The sequence below is a fragment of the Zhongshania sp. genome (assembly GCF_041584495.1).
In the GTDB taxonomy this organism is placed as follows: domain Bacteria; phylum Pseudomonadota; class Gammaproteobacteria; order Pseudomonadales; family Spongiibacteraceae; genus Spongiibacter.
The window spans coordinates 18,078-33,425 of record NZ_JBFHDY010000002.1; the positions used below are offsets into that span (position 1 = coordinate 18,078).

At 48.8% G+C, this 15,348-nt stretch carries 13 protein-coding genes and 1 tRNA gene; 5 read left to right on the forward strand and 9 right to left on the reverse strand.

What is annotated here, in order from left to right; all coding sequences use genetic code 11:
* Positions 1–6: 6 nt before the first annotated feature.
* Positions 7–2,640: a PAS domain-containing sensor histidine kinase gene (locus ABYP33_RS00525; RefSeq protein ID WP_373087054.1), complete on the reverse strand. Its 2,634-nt coding sequence runs from the start codon at positions 2,638–2,640 to the stop codon at positions 7–9.
* A gap of 436 nt (positions 2,641–3,076) precedes the next feature.
* Here ABYP33_RS00525 and ABYP33_RS00530 point away from each other — a divergent pair, with 436 nt between their 5' ends.
* The gene (locus ABYP33_RS00530) at positions 3,077–3,334 is read left to right on the forward strand and encodes a cold-shock protein (RefSeq protein ID WP_373087185.1); all 258 of its coding nucleotides are present in this window, start codon (positions 3,077–3,079) and stop codon (positions 3,332–3,334) included.
* Positions 3,335–3,411: 77 nt separating this feature from the next.
* Here the strand turns inward: ABYP33_RS00530 and ABYP33_RS00535 are convergent, their stop codons facing one another.
* Positions 3,412–3,633 carry a SlyX family protein gene (locus ABYP33_RS00535; RefSeq protein WP_373087056.1) on the reverse strand — a complete coding sequence of 74 codons (222 nt, stop codon included), beginning with the start codon at positions 3,631–3,633 and terminating at the stop codon, positions 3,412–3,414.
* A 91-nt stretch (positions 3,634–3,724) separates the two neighbouring features.
* Between ABYP33_RS00535 and ABYP33_RS00540 the strand changes: the two genes are divergently transcribed.
* Positions 3,725–4,072, forward strand: a complete 348-nt coding sequence (locus ABYP33_RS00540; RefSeq protein ID WP_373087058.1) for a translation initiation factor Sui1 — start codon at positions 3,725–3,727, stop codon at positions 4,070–4,072.
* A 23-nt stretch (positions 4,073–4,095) separates the two neighbouring features.
* On the opposite strand, the gene ABYP33_RS00545 is transcribed toward ABYP33_RS00540, so the two are convergent.
* Positions 4,096–5,466 (reverse strand): sigma-54 interaction domain-containing protein, encoded by a 1,371-nt coding sequence (locus ABYP33_RS00545; protein WP_373087061.1) that lies wholly within the window; start codon positions 5,464–5,466, stop codon positions 4,096–4,098.
* 174 nt (positions 5,467–5,640) lie between these two features.
* Here ABYP33_RS00545 and gpt point away from each other — a divergent pair, with 174 nt between their 5' ends.
* The gene (gene gpt / locus ABYP33_RS00550; RefSeq protein ID WP_373087063.1) at positions 5,641–6,105 is read left to right on the forward strand and encodes a xanthine phosphoribosyltransferase; all 465 of its coding nucleotides are present in this window, start codon (positions 5,641–5,643) and stop codon (positions 6,103–6,105) included.
* A gap of 75 nt (positions 6,106–6,180) precedes the next feature.
* Positions 6,181–6,257: transfer RNA gene (locus tag ABYP33_RS00555), tRNA-Arg, on the forward strand.
* A 244-nt stretch (positions 6,258–6,501) separates the two neighbouring features.
* Here the strand turns inward: ABYP33_RS00555 and ABYP33_RS00560 are convergent.
* The 3 genes from ABYP33_RS00560 to ABYP33_RS00570 are packed head-to-tail and all read right to left on the reverse strand — an operon-like array spanning position 6,502 to position 10,615.
* A complete protein-coding gene (locus tag ABYP33_RS00560) occupies positions 6,502–8,070 on the reverse strand; it encodes an ATP-binding protein (protein WP_373087065.1) in 1,569 nt (522 codons plus the stop codon).
* Positions 8,071–8,090: 20 nt separating this feature from the next.
* The gene (locus tag ABYP33_RS00565; protein ID WP_373087067.1) at positions 8,091–8,609 is read right to left on the reverse strand and encodes a YfiR family protein; all 519 of its coding nucleotides are present in this window, start codon (positions 8,607–8,609) and stop codon (positions 8,091–8,093) included.
* A gap of 41 nt (positions 8,610–8,650) precedes the next feature.
* On the reverse strand, positions 8,651–10,615 hold the full coding sequence (locus tag ABYP33_RS00570; RefSeq protein ID WP_373087069.1) for a TonB-dependent receptor plug domain-containing protein: 1,965 nt from the start codon (positions 10,613–10,615) through the stop codon (positions 8,651–8,653).
* A 237-nt stretch (positions 10,616–10,852) separates the two neighbouring features.
* Between ABYP33_RS00570 and ABYP33_RS00575 the strand changes: the two genes are divergently transcribed.
* On the forward strand, positions 10,853–11,872 hold the full coding sequence (locus tag ABYP33_RS00575; protein WP_373087071.1) for an AraC family transcriptional regulator: 1,020 nt from the start codon (positions 10,853–10,855) through the stop codon (positions 11,870–11,872).
* Between the two features lie 15 nt (positions 11,873–11,887).
* Here the strand turns inward: ABYP33_RS00575 and ABYP33_RS00580 are convergent, their stop codons facing one another.
* The 3 genes from ABYP33_RS00580 to ABYP33_RS00590 form a co-directional block, all read right to left on the reverse strand.
* Positions 11,888–13,417: an acetyl-CoA acetyltransferase gene (locus ABYP33_RS00580; RefSeq protein ID WP_373087073.1), complete on the reverse strand. Its 1,530-nt coding sequence runs from the start codon at positions 13,415–13,417 to the stop codon at positions 11,888–11,890.
* A gap of 104 nt (positions 13,418–13,521) precedes the next feature.
* Positions 13,522–14,301, reverse strand: a complete 780-nt coding sequence (locus tag ABYP33_RS00585) for an SDR family NAD(P)-dependent oxidoreductase (RefSeq protein WP_373087075.1) — start codon at positions 14,299–14,301, stop codon at positions 13,522–13,524.
* 16 nt (positions 14,302–14,317) lie between these two features.
* Positions 14,318–15,346 carry a phosphotransferase family protein gene (locus tag ABYP33_RS00590; protein ID WP_373087077.1) on the reverse strand — a complete coding sequence of 343 codons (1,029 nt, stop codon included), beginning with the start codon at positions 15,344–15,346 and terminating at the stop codon, positions 14,318–14,320.
* Positions 15,347–15,348: the final 2 nt, after the last annotated feature.

The following is a 15,348-nucleotide window of genomic DNA, read 5'->3' on the forward strand; positions in this document are numbered from 1 at the left end:
ATAGCCTTACGCGCCACTAACAACCAAATTTAAGCCTCGCTGCTCGCGCTCAAGTGCACGCACCAAGGCAGAGGGCAATAGCGGGTCTGTATAGACGCGATCTACACTTAAAGCCGCTTTGTCTCTCGGTCGCTCGCTTAGCGCGAGCATTTTCAAATTATGGCTAACACAGTAATCCTGTACGCCCTGATTATTCGCTAGCGCCAACACAACTCCCGGCAAAGCAAGCCCATCTACTTTTGTGCTTAACTCAGCAAGCGACTCAAACCCGTGCACCTCATACCCATTTGCCGCTAGAATCACATCCACAGCATTGCGTAGTAGTACATCAGGAATACAAGGAAGTACCGCAACTCGGCGAGGCTCTTCAACAGCTCCTTGCGCTTCTGGCACCCCAACGACAAGCTCCACAGCAAAGCAGGTGTCCTCCCCTGGGGCACTGCTCAATGCTATTTGACCACCCATTCGCTTCACGATTCTTGCAGAAATGGCCAAACCCAAGCCGGTACCACCAAAGCGACGAGCCCGACTTGTCTCCATTTGCACAAATGGCTCAAAGAGCTGGCTGCGCTGTTCACTGGAAATGCCGATGCCATTATCAATAACCTTAATTTCCAAGCGTTGCTGCCCCAGTGCTACACCAGACTGATCCTCTGCCAAACCTATACGCAGCTGGATAATACCGTGAGGCGCCGTGTACACAGAAAACTTAATCGCATTATCAATTAGGTTGCACAGTACTTTACGTAAGTAAGCAGCATCGACTATAACAATCGCCGGCAAATCAGGCGCAATATGAAGTATAAAGCGCTGTTTATTTTTTGCGACTTGCAAGCCCACGCTATCGACAACGCCTTCAACAAACTCAACAAATTGCAGCGCTGCTGGGCTAACTTCTGCACTTTCCGACTCGAGCGCCACATAATCAAGAATATGATCGAGGGTCGATAGCAAGCTCTGTGACGAGCGGCGAACAGTATCCACCATCATTTTTTGTTCACGATCCAAGGTAGTCTTCGCCAACAAATCCGTCATGCCAATCACGCCATTCATGGGCGTTCTGATCTCGTGCCCCATAACCGCTAAAAAAGCCGCTTTGGCACTGTTCGCTGCCTCCGCGCTGACCAAGGCATTTTCTAATTGCTGGGTACGCAGCCGGACACGGTCTTCCAAATTGCGGTTTAAACGCAACACTTCCCGCTCGACTTCTTTGAATGAGGTCACGTCAGAGTGTACGCCCACCATTCGCAACACTTTTCCGTTACTGTCACGCTGCGCACAAGCCCGGCTCACCACATCGCGGACACTGCCATCACGACAGCGCAATCGATGCTCAGCCCTAAACAAGACGTCCTTGCCACGCAAAAATGCCTCGAGTTGCCGCTTAACACGAGACCGGTCTTCTGGAAATACACAATCTTCAAATACCACCAGCCCATTTAGCGGGTGGCCACCCAAAATCCCCATCATCTCCAGCCACGATGCGCTGAACAAAACCTCATTGGTGTTCAGGTCCCACTCCCATAAGCCATCTCTAGACGCGGTCATAGCCATATCAAAGCGGCGTTGCACCCGCTGGTAACGCTGATACAAGGCGCGCTGCTCTCGGACATCGCGAAAACTGACGACTAATACCTCTCCGTCAGCCGTTTCAAAATCGCCAAAAAATAGCTCCACGGGCAGTTCTTTGCCATCGGCATCGAGGAGCAACAGCTCTCGGCCTTTGACCATTCCGCTTTTTGTCTCAAGATGATTCTGACTATATAGCTGGTACTGCTGCCGAAACCGCTTTGGTAGAATTTTCGCTATCGTTGCGTGTTGATACCACTCCGGCGAATGCCCCAGAAAAGCTGATACCGCCTTACTCGCCCCAATAATTTCTCCAGCGCGGGTAGTTAATAACACTAAACCGGGCAAACTACTGATCAAACGATTAAAATACTCTTGGGTATTCAATAGCTGCTGATGTTCTTTGGCAAAATGCCTCGACGTTACAACACCGCAAAACAAAGGAATAAATCCTAACAAAATCAAAAAAATAACAAGATAGGACTGCGTATAATTTAAATGCCGTGAATCCAGTGCTTGGCTCGCTAAATCATTCACCCACTTCTTTTGTTGTACCCGCAAATTTTGTAAATCACGGATTAATGTTTGGGTATCTACCTGTGGATTAAGGGGAATTAAATTAGACTGCCCCCCTACTCCCGCAGTACGACCATAGCTATCCAATTCAAAGCTAGTATACACACCGAGCAATCGCCAGAGATCCACTCTGGTGTCTTTTGGAAAGCCCAGCATACCCTCACTTAATAACAGCTCGCGGGCGGAGATTAAGCGCGCGCGTACACTGTCAGACACAAACAAATCACCCTCGTTTAAAGCATCCATGAACTCTCTAATGACGAGCCCTCGGTTCGTCAGCGCGTCCAAAGCAAACAAAGAATCTTCTTGTATTTGAATTTGCGCGACGACCGCTGTTGCGTTGTCAACTTTCGCGTCCGCGTCAACAAACCGAATGGTTTCAGTCGCTGTAATCAGTACCATCAATGTAAATAGGACAACAATAGACAAATTTAGAATGACGCGATTCCGTTTTTCGCTATTCAAGCCTTCCTTAGATTTCACCCAATCACGCACAAAATTACCTCAGCTTTAATTAACCTATCAAGAATGCCCGTAAGCCGTAGCAGCCACTATGCGTAATTTCCACTAAACCCCAGTCTATTCAATCGAGAAGGCCTACATTCAGCTTAGTCTAAGCGTACTAAATCCGCCCCCCGTTATGCGCCGACACCCCGTTAAATGTAAACCTAAATGACCTCAGGCCGAGCACCGCGACGTAAAGCCTCAGAAATGCTATGATTCGCGCCGGGTTTATACACAAACAACCCACTAACAGCACTTTACACCATTTCATTTCAGCTATATTTGGATCTATATGTTACTGATAATTAGAATTATTATACTTGCCACCTTAAGTTTCGCCAGCCTTTGGGCGCTTCAACTCATCGGATTAGACGCTTTACAAATCGCACCGGCGGCCATTATTTGTATTACCGTTGCACTCGCCATGATGCTATCTCCCTGCTTGCCCAGCTTAGCAGACAAGTTCAAAAGTCAGCGTGAACGCGGCACGGTTAAGTGGTTTAACGTCAGCAAAGGCTACGGATTTATTACCCGTGATGCTGGCGGTGATGTTTTCGTACACTTCCGCTCAATTCGCGGTCAGGGACGCAGTCGCCGCAGCTTGAACGAAGGGCAATTAGTCGAGTTTGTCTTAAGCGAAGGCGAAAAAGGCCCCCAGGCAGAAGAAGTTTCAGTATTAAAATAAGCAATACCTGTAATATAACCTTGGGGCTCACGCGCCAAGGTTATCCTCCTCTACGACACTAAAACAACACCGAGCTCTTAATAATGAGGCGGCCTATCCATGTCAATTGACTGGCTAGCGCCATCAGCTACAGTGCTATGCTGACGAATTTGCTCACTAAGGCGGGTAATGGCATTACGCATGTTTTGCAATTCACGATCTTGCGCCACAACCCGGTCATTTAAGGCGGTAAGTAAATCCTCTTGAAAGGCAAATTGACTTTGCAGCTCAATTAATTGGGCAGAAACATCGCCGACCATTATCCACACTCCACTGATTGTTTTTACGAAAAACACGCCAAAAGCCGCGTGCTGCCATTATAATCAGCACAGCGTGAAAAAGGAGAAAATCGTGTCTAGACTTGTTTATTCCACCGACCAAGGTCGCCTTTGCCCAGAATGCCAGCAAGCCACCGGTAATTGCCAATGTAAAACCAACAGCATGACCCTACCCGATGGCGACGGTATCGCCCGCATCCGCCGTGAAACCAAAGGCCGCAAAGGGAAAGGAGTCAGCATTGTTAATGGCTTGCAATTAGATAACACTGCGCTAAAAAACCTCGCCAAGGAATTGCGTCAAAAGCTCAGCACTGGCGGCGCCATTAAAGACGGCGAAATGGAGTTTCAAGGCGACCATCGTCAAACATTAAAAGCCTTATTAGAAGCTAAGGGTTTTCAGGTGAAGCTCGCCGGAGGCTAAAGCCAAGCTCTGAAATTAAAACGCTAAACTTGAATAGCCAATTTACGAATTTTTTCAATTAAGGTCGTCCGCCGCAAACTTAAATGCTGGGCGGCTTTACTGACGACTCCGCCATGGGTAGCCAAAGCTTGCTCAATCCAAGCGCGCTCTAAGACTCGCATCTGCGCCTTCATATCAAATCCGTCAGCAGGTAAAGACACTTTAAATTCACATTGTTCAGTGGCGTCTCGACCTAAAGCACTTGGTATTGGCGCAAATTCACGCCAATGCTCTTCGCCATAGCGGTAATTGTCCGGCAAGTCACCGAGCCCCACGACCTTATCTGGGTACATGATGACTAATCTTTCCAATAAATTCGCCAGTTCCCGAATATTACCCGACCAATGATGCGCACATAATGACGCCATCGCAGAGCCAGCCAAACGCAACTCACCCAAGCCTTCGGCACGAAGCTGCTGACATAGTACGCGAACCAAATGCGGCACATCCTCTGCCCGTTCAGCCAGCGGTGGTACCTGCAACGGAAATACATTCAGGCGATAATAAAGATCTTCACGAAACTCGCCAGCGGCAATCATTGCCTCTAAATCTCGGTGAGTGGCTGCAACTATCCGCACATCCGCAAGCCGAGTTTTATCTGAACCGACACGCTGAAACTGGCGATCCTGAATAACTCGTAAAATTTTAACTTGCATATCCAGCGGCATATCGCCAATTTCATCGAGAAATAACGTGCCCCCTTCTGCTAGTTCAAAACGTCCTGCACGGCTGGAAATAGCCCCGGTAAACGCTCCGCGCTCATGACCAAACAACTCACTCTCTAATAACTCTCGAGGAATAGCCCCGCAATTAATAGGTACAAACGGCGCATCCCGCCGTCGAGATTGCTTATGCAGGCTTCGGGCAACCAGCTCCTTTCCCGCACCAGATGGCCCGGTAATGAGAACAGTTACGGCCTTATCGGCAACCTGCCGCGTCAGGCGACGCAGCTCGCTTATCGCGGGACTGACACCCACGACCTCTTCACTCAATGCCATATCACTGAGCAATTCCTTGGGTACGGATAAGCGTGCCCGCACTTGGTAAAGTACTTCCAGTACGTCTAGATAATAACAACGATCCTTCAATACTAAATCCGAAGCGGCGTCGAGATCCGCCGTCACTGATTGCTCAGCAACGACTGAAATAAGCTGCAAATGACTCGCCGCAGCCTGTAACAACCAGCCATTTTGCTCGGCACTTAACCGTCCGCAAAACACCGCATCCCAGTCGCCTGGTGCAGCTGAGCGCCAGTCACTACTGACATGCGACTCCCCAAGGGCGGCTAGGAGTGTGAGCAGCCGACACTCCAACTCTTTCGGCGCGACAACCAATAGCCTTAATTCTGATTGCATTAACAAACCCGGTAAAAGTCATTTTTTTGACTATACTAATAAACCTACTAACAGTCACCCTAAATTGTCAAATAATCGACACCCCTATGCTACCTCACTCCAGCGAGCTCTTGCGGTAACCCTTACCATCCGGCACAATCTGCCACCTTTGCCGACAGCACAAAGGTCACAGCCATGCCGGACTCCAATATCCCCGTCTACTACCTAAGTTGGGATGAACTTCACCGCGACACCCTAAACCTCGCCCGCAAGCTAACTGACCGACCGTGGAAAGGCATTGTCAGTATTGCTCGTGGCGGATTAGTTCCAGGCGCCATTTTGGCAAGGGAATTAAATTTGCGCGTGGTCGACACCCTTTGTATCGCCAGCTACGACCATGACCAACAGGGCAAGATTAATATTTTAAAGACCGTTGAAGGTGATGGTGACGGCTACTTATTAGTCGACGACCTAGTTGATACTGGCGGCACCGCCAAAATTGCCAAAGAACTTCTACCGAAAGCCTGCTTCGTCACCATTTACGCCAAACCCCAAGCCAAAGAGCTAACCCAGCACTACATAAGGGAGTTTTCCCAAGCGACCTGGATTCATTTCCCCTGGGACAGCCAACCGAGCTATAGCGAACCATTAGTAAAATAAGCCTTTTTTTGATTCACAGCGCCAATCACTATAGAATCTGCCGCGCGGTGGTAAACCACACCATTCGCACTTGATGTCCCCGTGGCACAGCTGGATAGCGCGGCCCCCTCCTAAGGGGCAGGTCACAGGTTCGAATCCTGTCGGGGACACCATTTCACACCAGCAGTTATTGGCGGCTCTACACCATCAACCGGGAACGACACTCATCTCACCCTGGGCTCTACCCAATAAACGGGGGATGACACTCATTAAACCCTGTTTATAATCCCCCACCTGCAGTGGACCGGCACTCGTAATCGATAATTCTCAAAGCCCCTAAAACCATACGCTCCCCTTGAGATCCTTTCCATCTTGGACTCAGCCAGTTACTTCACACCATTAAATAGTGCCCAAATATTATTCAAGTAATTTTTTAGGGAAGGTAATTTCAACTATGCTGCCTTTTCCAAGTTCGCTTCTTACCTTGACGCTACCTTTCAATTGCTGGGTAACCAAGTTATAAACAATATGCATCCCGAGACCGCTGCCACCTGAGCCTCGACGAGTGGTGAAAAAGGGGTCAAATATCTTATTAACGACGTCTAGTGGCATGCCTTTCCCGTCATCGCTGTACTGAATACGAATTTGCTCCGGCTGCTCCTCAACGGCAATGCGTAAATGCCCTCTCTCCCCTTCGTTAAAGCCATGCTGCACTGAATTCATGACCAAGTTAGTAATAATCTGTGACATCGCCCCTGGCACGGAATTAATTGCTAAATTGGGGTCGCACTCAATCTCTACCACAAGGTCTGTATTACGCAGCTTTGGCTTGAGACTCAGCATGGTCTCATCAATATAGCGCTTTAGTTCAAACATCCGATATTCACTGCTAGTCTGATCTACCGCGACTTGCTTGAAGCTATGAATGAGGTCTGCGGCGCGCTGCAAATTGCCCAGTATGATCTCGGTAGCCTGCATGCATGTCGCGAAATACCGTTTAAGTGCCGAGTTTGTTAATTCACCGGTTTCATAAAGATCAGTTGTCGCCTTAGTGTCTTCTCTGAGTGTGCTGGCAGCAGTCACGCCGACCCCAACAGGGGTATTTATCTCATGGGCGACCCCGGCAACCAAGCCACCAAGTGATGCCATTTTTTCATTATTCACCAGCTGCTCTTGAGTTTCCTTTAATCGCTTAAGCGCCTGCTCTAGCTCGGCATTGGCCTTATCCGCTTGCTCAATACGGATTTCAAGCTCATCCCTGGTCGTCTCCAAAGTAAGATCACGACTCTGGATTTGAGCCAACATATTGTTAAAGCCCGAGATCAACTCACCGATTTCATCATTCCCTGTCGGTAGGGCGCGCAGCGAATAATCACCCGCCACTGACACCTCCTTCGTTGTCTGCAACAAAGCTAATATTGGGTTTGAAATTAAGCGTTGTAAAAACAGGGATAAAATAGAGGCAATTGCGATGCTCGCTAGCACCATTAAGCCCACCACAAGACTATCTAGTCTTGTCGATTCCCACAGATCGCTCAAGCCTCGCTCAATATACAAACTTCCGATACGTTCACTGCCTAACATCACGGGGCTAACCACCACCAAATGATTATGAGTATAAAAATTTTTATCTGGCGGTACCTCCAAGCACTGCAATGAACTTCCGACATCTCGGTTATAGCGCGCAAACAAATGCTCCCCAGTCGCATCGGATTTGTATACGCAAGCTTGCAAAACATCATGTTTAGCACGCAAAGAAGACAAAATTTCGGTCGCGGCGGGGGCATCATTAAAGCTGAGCGCGGCAGTTGTATTTAAGGTAAAAACTTCGGCAACAGCAGACAGGTTATTGTTCAGCGTGTCGCGAACATTGAACCAGTTATAAACGAGAAAAACGGAAGCAGTAATAAAAAGACAAACAGACGTTGTCCCGACAATGGCTGCCAATAATTTCGATCTGATCGGGACATCAGCACTCCGATTCATAAGCCCTAACTGCGCAGTTATTAATTAACATTTCGAGCCAGCCCCAGTAATTTGGAACTCATTTTTATACTTGAACGATTGGCCGCAGTCTGATTGATATCAAAACGAATTTTTCCATCAATAATAACAAACTGAATCATACCGCCCATTTCAATAAAGCCGCTGTCGTCACTCACGGTCAGAACCGCCGCATCTGACAGCGCACCTACCCAATCGTTCAAGCGCGCTGCGTCCATAAAGCCCAGGAAAACCAGCTGGCAATTCTGCGCCTCACCGGGATGCCGAATACTGCTAAATTTGATCGGCATGCCATTGTTTTCCTTATTACCAATGGTCTCTACCAGCTTGGCGTGCAACTGCGGGCTACCCGCAACGCACATTACAAAATCTGCGTGTTGCCTAGCAGCAGGCCACTCAATAAATTTTGTGAAATTATATAAAAATGCAGATTTCACTCGGTACTCTAATTCCGATGTGTCGGCATAAGCATGAATTGCACTGCAAAAGGGAACCAAGATCACAGTAATAAATAATCGCACTTGCAACCTAACTCTAAGTAACAACTTTACAAAGTCCCCACTTAGAAATGCCATGTGAATTGCCCATGTACACTGCGACCAATTTCATTGCCACCGCTAAATTCCGCGTGTTGCGGATCTAGTAGGTTGGTGCCTATTAGTGACAACTCAACACGCGGACTTAGCCGCCAAATACTGGTAACATCAAACGCGGAGTAGGCCCTAACCCCTACATCATCAAGCGCATCGACCCACCTAGCCCGGGCTTGCACAGACCAGCTGTCCGCTATATCCCAGTCCAGCCTAAGATTGACCTGATTGGTTGGATCATTTTCGTTGTTTTGCGCAATATTAAGATCACGACTACCGAACTTCGCCGCCACGTCCATATCTTGATAGACGTAACTCGCCAAGATTTTCACCGCTGGCAGCGGCTCCCACCGAACAGCGATTTCAAGCCCTTGGGTTCGCCCGGCACCATCATTGACAAAGCGAACCGGAACAGCTTGTGGATTAAGAAAATCATCAGTAAACGAACGCAGTTTGTCGTACTCGTTATAAAAAACAGCAACATCAGCAGAAACTTCAGAATTAAGCAGGGCGCGGTAACCTAACTCGTATGCAATCACCTCTTCAGACGTAAAGTTTTCATCACCAACCAAAACACCGCCAAAGATATCGATGGTATGATCTAAGCGGTTTGGAATCCGAACGGCGCGGGACACCGCACCCCAGACCGTATTATGCTCATTGACAATATAACTAAAGCGCGCACTAGGCTGAAATTCATCACCGGTATAATCGTTGTTCTCGTACTTCGCTCCTAAGGTTAGGTGTAATTTATTTTCGATTAATTCAATTTGATCTTGCACAAAGACATCGACGGTCTCATCTTTTCGCGCACTAGGTTCAAACTTGAGGACAGCCGGATTAAGACTTCCAATATTATCATCTGTTGTATGGTAGCCCCCGCCAAGCACAAAATTCTGACGCGTCCCGACCGTGAAGCGATGTTTTATTTCGACATCATAAATATTGCGATCTTCCGTAAAAGTCTGAGTATCGTCACGGCTACTCTGATCGTAAACAAACTGTACTTCGGTATCGGCCGTGTTGTCGTAACGCCGTTTCCACCTTGCGATTACATTGTAACCACTAGTAGATTCAGCTTTATTGCTCAGCGGGTTATCAATACGCCCCTTATACAAGTCACCCTGCAAGGTCAGTTTATCGCTTTCGCTCAGCTGAAGATCAGTACGAAAGCCAAGTTGATCATGATTTCGGCCATCATTTGCATCGCCTGCACCTGCGCTTTCTTGAGGGGCGTAGTGAGTGGTTTTTGCATACACGCGATAATGACCAAGCGCACCCGCTTTACCACCATAGCGCCAAGCCGCAAAGCCATCAAACTCACCGCCGCCGCCCGCTTGCTGAAAGCCGCCTTGGGTATTCGCCGCCGACTTGGTAACGATATTTACCACGCCATTTACCGCATTAGCCCCCCACAGCGCGGCACCCGGCCCACGAATCACCTCAATGCGCTCAATATCATCCATCAAGGTGTCCTGCGCATCCCAAAAAACACCCGAATACAACGGGGTATACAGACTGCGGCCATCCATGAGCACTTCTAATTTATCAGCAACGGTCGAATTAAAGCCCCGCGCGGTTATGGCATAAGAGTGGGAATCTAAACGCGCTACCTGTAAGCCTGGAATTAGGCGCAAGGCTTCTGGAATACTTTTAACACCAGAGCGAATAATAGTGCTACCGTCTAAGACAAAAACCGCTGCGGGGGATTGCTGAAGTGGTTCGCTACGCTTAGATACCGAAACCACGTCAATATTCATTAAGGACTCAAGGCTAAGGCTGGCTAAATCATCTACGCGGGCAAGTACCGCCGGCTGAGAATTGACCGCATACACGCTAGGCGCAATAAGCATATATAGGATAGAGGCAGGTAACACACCATGGCAAGAGGTGTGCTTAAAATGGGTATTCACCGCCTGCATTTTCATTTTCGGCATATATTACACTCATTTCTTAACGGACTCATTTACCCTAATTCTTATTCATGCCCTGCATAGCCAAGATTCACGGCCCCAACATTCACGGTAATACACAAACTTTCTACCGACTATAGTATATTTTACTTATATAGGCCTTATATCCTTATCCCACTACAAGGGGCCTGTTATGATTAACCACTCCAAGTGTTCGTCTCGGGAAAACAATGTCAACACCCACGCCGTAAGTAGAAGAAAATGAGTAGCACAACGTCAATGCGCAACATTTCTGTTGCCAATTACTTTCTTCACGCCGTTCTCCACAATGCGGTGACCAAGGGCTTAGACCCCAACCAGCTGCTTATGGATGCGGGCATATCCAAAGAATTACTTAAACAACAGAACGCACGTATTCCGGCCGTAAAATTAGGAAAACTGCAAACTATCGTTACTCGTGCAATGAAAGATGAGTTTCTCGGGTATGGGCCAGGCCGTTACACCCTCGGAACATGGAACAATATGTGCTACTCGGTGATTAACTGCGCAACGCTGGGCCACGCCCTAGCGCGCTATTGCCGATTTTATCAGATGTTCGAGTGGGGCTTACAACCCTACTTTGAAATTAATGATGATGAGGCTAGATTAATTATAGCGCAGAGCGACGAGGAGTATGATTACCAAAATTACGCTTATGAGCTCGTCATGTTTAATCTGCACCGGTTTAGCAGTTGGATTACCCAGCAACACCTGCCACTCATTGCTGTAAACCTCCAATACCCTGCCCCCGAGCATGCCGCAGAGTACCGCCATTTATTTCTGGGCCAGCCGGTATATTTTAATCAGCCACGCACCGAGATGATTTTCCACAGTAGCTTGACCGATTTGCCCACCAAACAAAACGAACAGTCTTTACACCGCTTTTTGCGGCACCCAAATCTCGTTTTTCTTATACAACAATATGATGAAAAAAGCTGGACCGCCCAAGTGCGGGTTATTATCAACAAAAGCCTAGTCAATACGCCAGGCATAGAAGATATCGCCTCACAACTGCATTTGCACCCCCAGACGCTGCGACGACGCTTAGCGCAAGAAGGTACAAGCTTTAACGAAGTCAAAACTCAGTGCCGGCAAGACACCGCCTTGTACTATCTCGGCAAATCCAAACTGTCTATTGAGCAAATAGCCCTGCGCACCGGTTTTTCAGAAGCCAGCGGCTTCACCCGCGCCTTTAAAACGTGGACCGGAATGTCACCGCAAAAATACCGACAACACCTCTAAGCCCCCGGCGACCAACTAGTTCAAATTAAAGCTCACAATATTTTTATTTTCTTTGTGACGCACTTGCACCTTACGGCCAATCAATTCGGTATTCCCCGCCATTATTGCCAAGCTAGACTCGTCCTCAGCGTTGGCAAAAAAACGCCTGCCATCATCCAAATGACCAACCACCATACCCAGCGTTGCCACGCCACGGTTATACACCAGCGTATAGGTTTCAATACTGCCGATACCTTTTGCTTGCTCAACTAGCTCTGCGCGCGGCAACGCATTGCACTTGGTCTGCAAATTAGGATCGGCATTGTGGCAAGGCTTGCTTGGTGCTTGCGCCGAGTAAATTCCCACCGATTGCTTAGATAAGAAACCACCATTGGCAATGATCAATCCATAGTTTTGCGGTTTGCTGCGCAAGACATCAGTTAGACTGGCGATAGCGTGGGTGCTATAGCTGTTTCCCGCGCCACCAAAGAATGGCAAACCACCAGTTACCGTAAGCGGCTTATCCGTCGTCCAATCCAACCCCATAGCCTCGCAGGCTGCGAGTACTGCAATAGGAAAACAGCTATAGATGTCCATAATATCAATCTGATCAATCGACTTACCCACGCTTGCTAACACCGCATTTAAACTCAAGCGCATGGTTTCGGAAACGGCCAAATCTGGTCGCTCCGACACCCAGCCATCATCGACGTCAGCATAACTGTGTAAATACACCCATTGTGATTCAGGAATGCCCAATTCAATAGCTTTATCAACCGAACACATTAACAAAGCCGCACCCTGATTCACTGCGTCTTGCGCTACCATCCATTTGGTATAAGGTCTCGCCACCCAATAATTCTCAGCCGAGATCTCATTTAAAAACGCCTCGCTGCGAACAGTCGGGAACTGCGAATAGGGATTACTCGCCGCTACCTCAGAAAATTTAGAGAATAAGCGCGAAGCCAGCTTGCGATGTGCAGCCTCAGACAGGCCGTGCTTAACTCGCCAAGCATTCTCAAACAACGCGTAAACTTGAGTGGGGAAGGTGATGCCATGATTCACCTCGTGGTCGGTAAACAGTAAGTGACAACCACGATCGTCCAGCTGACCGTCCACTTGTTCGCGCCAATCAAGCGGCAGGCCAGCCTTCAAAGCTTGCTTCATAATACAGGTGGCTTCAGCACCCGCAATTAGGCCCAATGACATCTCGCCCGCAGCGATCTTCTCCGCAAATTCGTTCACAAAGCGCTGAGGAGAATGTCCGCCCTCACGGCCGTAAATCGCACTGCGGGGATTGGCACCGATACGTTTCGCCAACGAACGAGGAATATTATTACTCATACCAAAGGGTCCAGCCCCGCTAGGTATTGAATCGACAAAACCGCGAATAAAGGCGATGGTATCAATTTGCTCCGCGAACGGTTCTGTCGCCTGAGCCGACGCCAGCGCTACCTTTACCGCTTCAGCCGCAATATCTACTGGTGCCAGTGCATTTTCAGGTGTAAGCGTATCGCGAAACACATATTGACCAGATGCAACCAGAATGGGTGTTGTATTTGCCACTGAGCTAACCCTCTATCACTATTATTAAGCGATGAAGTGTAGCGCGCTACGGATTATTTTGTATTGACGTTAGCGCGCAGATTCAATGGCAATATAGCCACGCTTTAAAGTGACTGCACCAAATGCCCACCATCTACCGGCAGCGCCACGCCATTTAGAAACGAGCCTGCATCACTAGCCAATAATATTAAAGGCATACTGAGTTCTTCCATTTGACCAAGGCGCCGCGGCTGCATTCGGGTCACGTACTGACGACCTTTTTCTGAGTGGAAAAAGTCGGCATTAATCTCCGTTTCAAAATAGCCCGGGCATAAGGCGTTAACGCGAATATTATGGCGCCATAATTCCTGCGCAGCACTTTTCGTAAGCTGAACGACCCCCGCCTTAGCGGTTGCGTACAAACTATTATTCGCACTTGGCTGCAGACCCAATATCGAGGCAATGTTAATAATACTGCCACTGACTCCCGCCTGTATCATCCGCGCTGAGGCCTCGCGAGAAACCCGCCACACTGCACGTAAATTAGTGTCAACGACAAAGTCCCACTGTTCCTCAGTGCTGTCCACAAAACGACTGGGATCGGCTACACCAGCATTATTCACTAGGATCGCAACGGCGCCTAAGGTCGCCTCCGCCTGATCGAAGGCCGCCACCACGGAAGCCTTATCATTAACGTCCATCGGCACCGCCAAGGCTTTACCGCCTTGCGCTACTATATCTGCAACCAGTGCCTCTAGTTTGTCTACACGCCGGGCGGCAACCACCACCGTCGCGCCAGCCTGCGCCAATACTTTGGCAAAATGGGCGCCTAAGCCGCTAGACGCACCGGTGACCAAAGCCACCCTGCCAGACAAATCAATACTCTTCGCTATTACTTCATTCATTTTAAATAACCCCTTATTACTCGCCTTTTTCGATCAACAGCATGCCTAGCTCAGCAAGCGGTGCCGCCAATGCGCCATAGGCCATAGCCTTCTCGCTCGAGGCATTGCCATCCTGCGCACGCTTGTACACACCCTGCAAAATCGCGCTGAGGCGGAAAAACGCAAAGACCAGGTAAAACACCCAGTGATCAATTCCCTCAATACCGCGCCGTTCACAATATCGTCGTACGTATTCTTGCTCAGAGGGTATGCCCAGTGCCTCGCGGTCGACACTGCCAAGCCCCGGAATGGCCGCATCGCTAGGAATACGCAGTTGCATACACTGGTAAGCTAGGTCGGCGTAGGGGTGCCCCAAGGTCGACAGCTCCCAATCAAACAAAGCCAAAACCTTAGGCTCTTTATTGTCGAACATCATATTGTCGAGCCGGAAATCACCGTGGTTAATACACACCAAACCGTCGTCTGGCGGCAGATTGGCGTTTAACCACTCAATCATCGCTTCCATAGCCGGCACTATTGCAGTTTCACTGGCGCGGTATTGGGTAGTCCAACGGCTAAGCTGGCGCTCAAAGTAATTGCCGGGACGGCCGTAATCACTCAAGCCAATAGCGTCAACATCCACATTATGCAAATCGGCTAAAACTTGATTCATGGCGTCGTAAATAGCGCTGCGCTCGGCGGGGTTTTGCTCTGGCAACGCCGCGTCCCAGAGAACTCGACCATCAATGTAATCCATAACGTAAAACATTGAACCAATAATACTGTCGTCCTCACACAACACTCGCATCTTAGGCACGGGCACATTGGTTTGGGCCAGCGCCTTCATCACGCGATACTCACGGTCTACCGCGTGAGCAGATTTCAGCAACTCACCCGGCGGCTTGCGCCGCAGCACATATTTGCCACTGGCTGCCGCTATTAGGTAGGTCGGATTGGACTGGCCACCGGCAAATTTATCGGCGATCAGCGGCCCCTTAAAGCCCGCTATATTTTTTTCAAGATAGGCGCCTAAAACCACAGTATCTAAAGCAAAAGTAGTTGCCATGC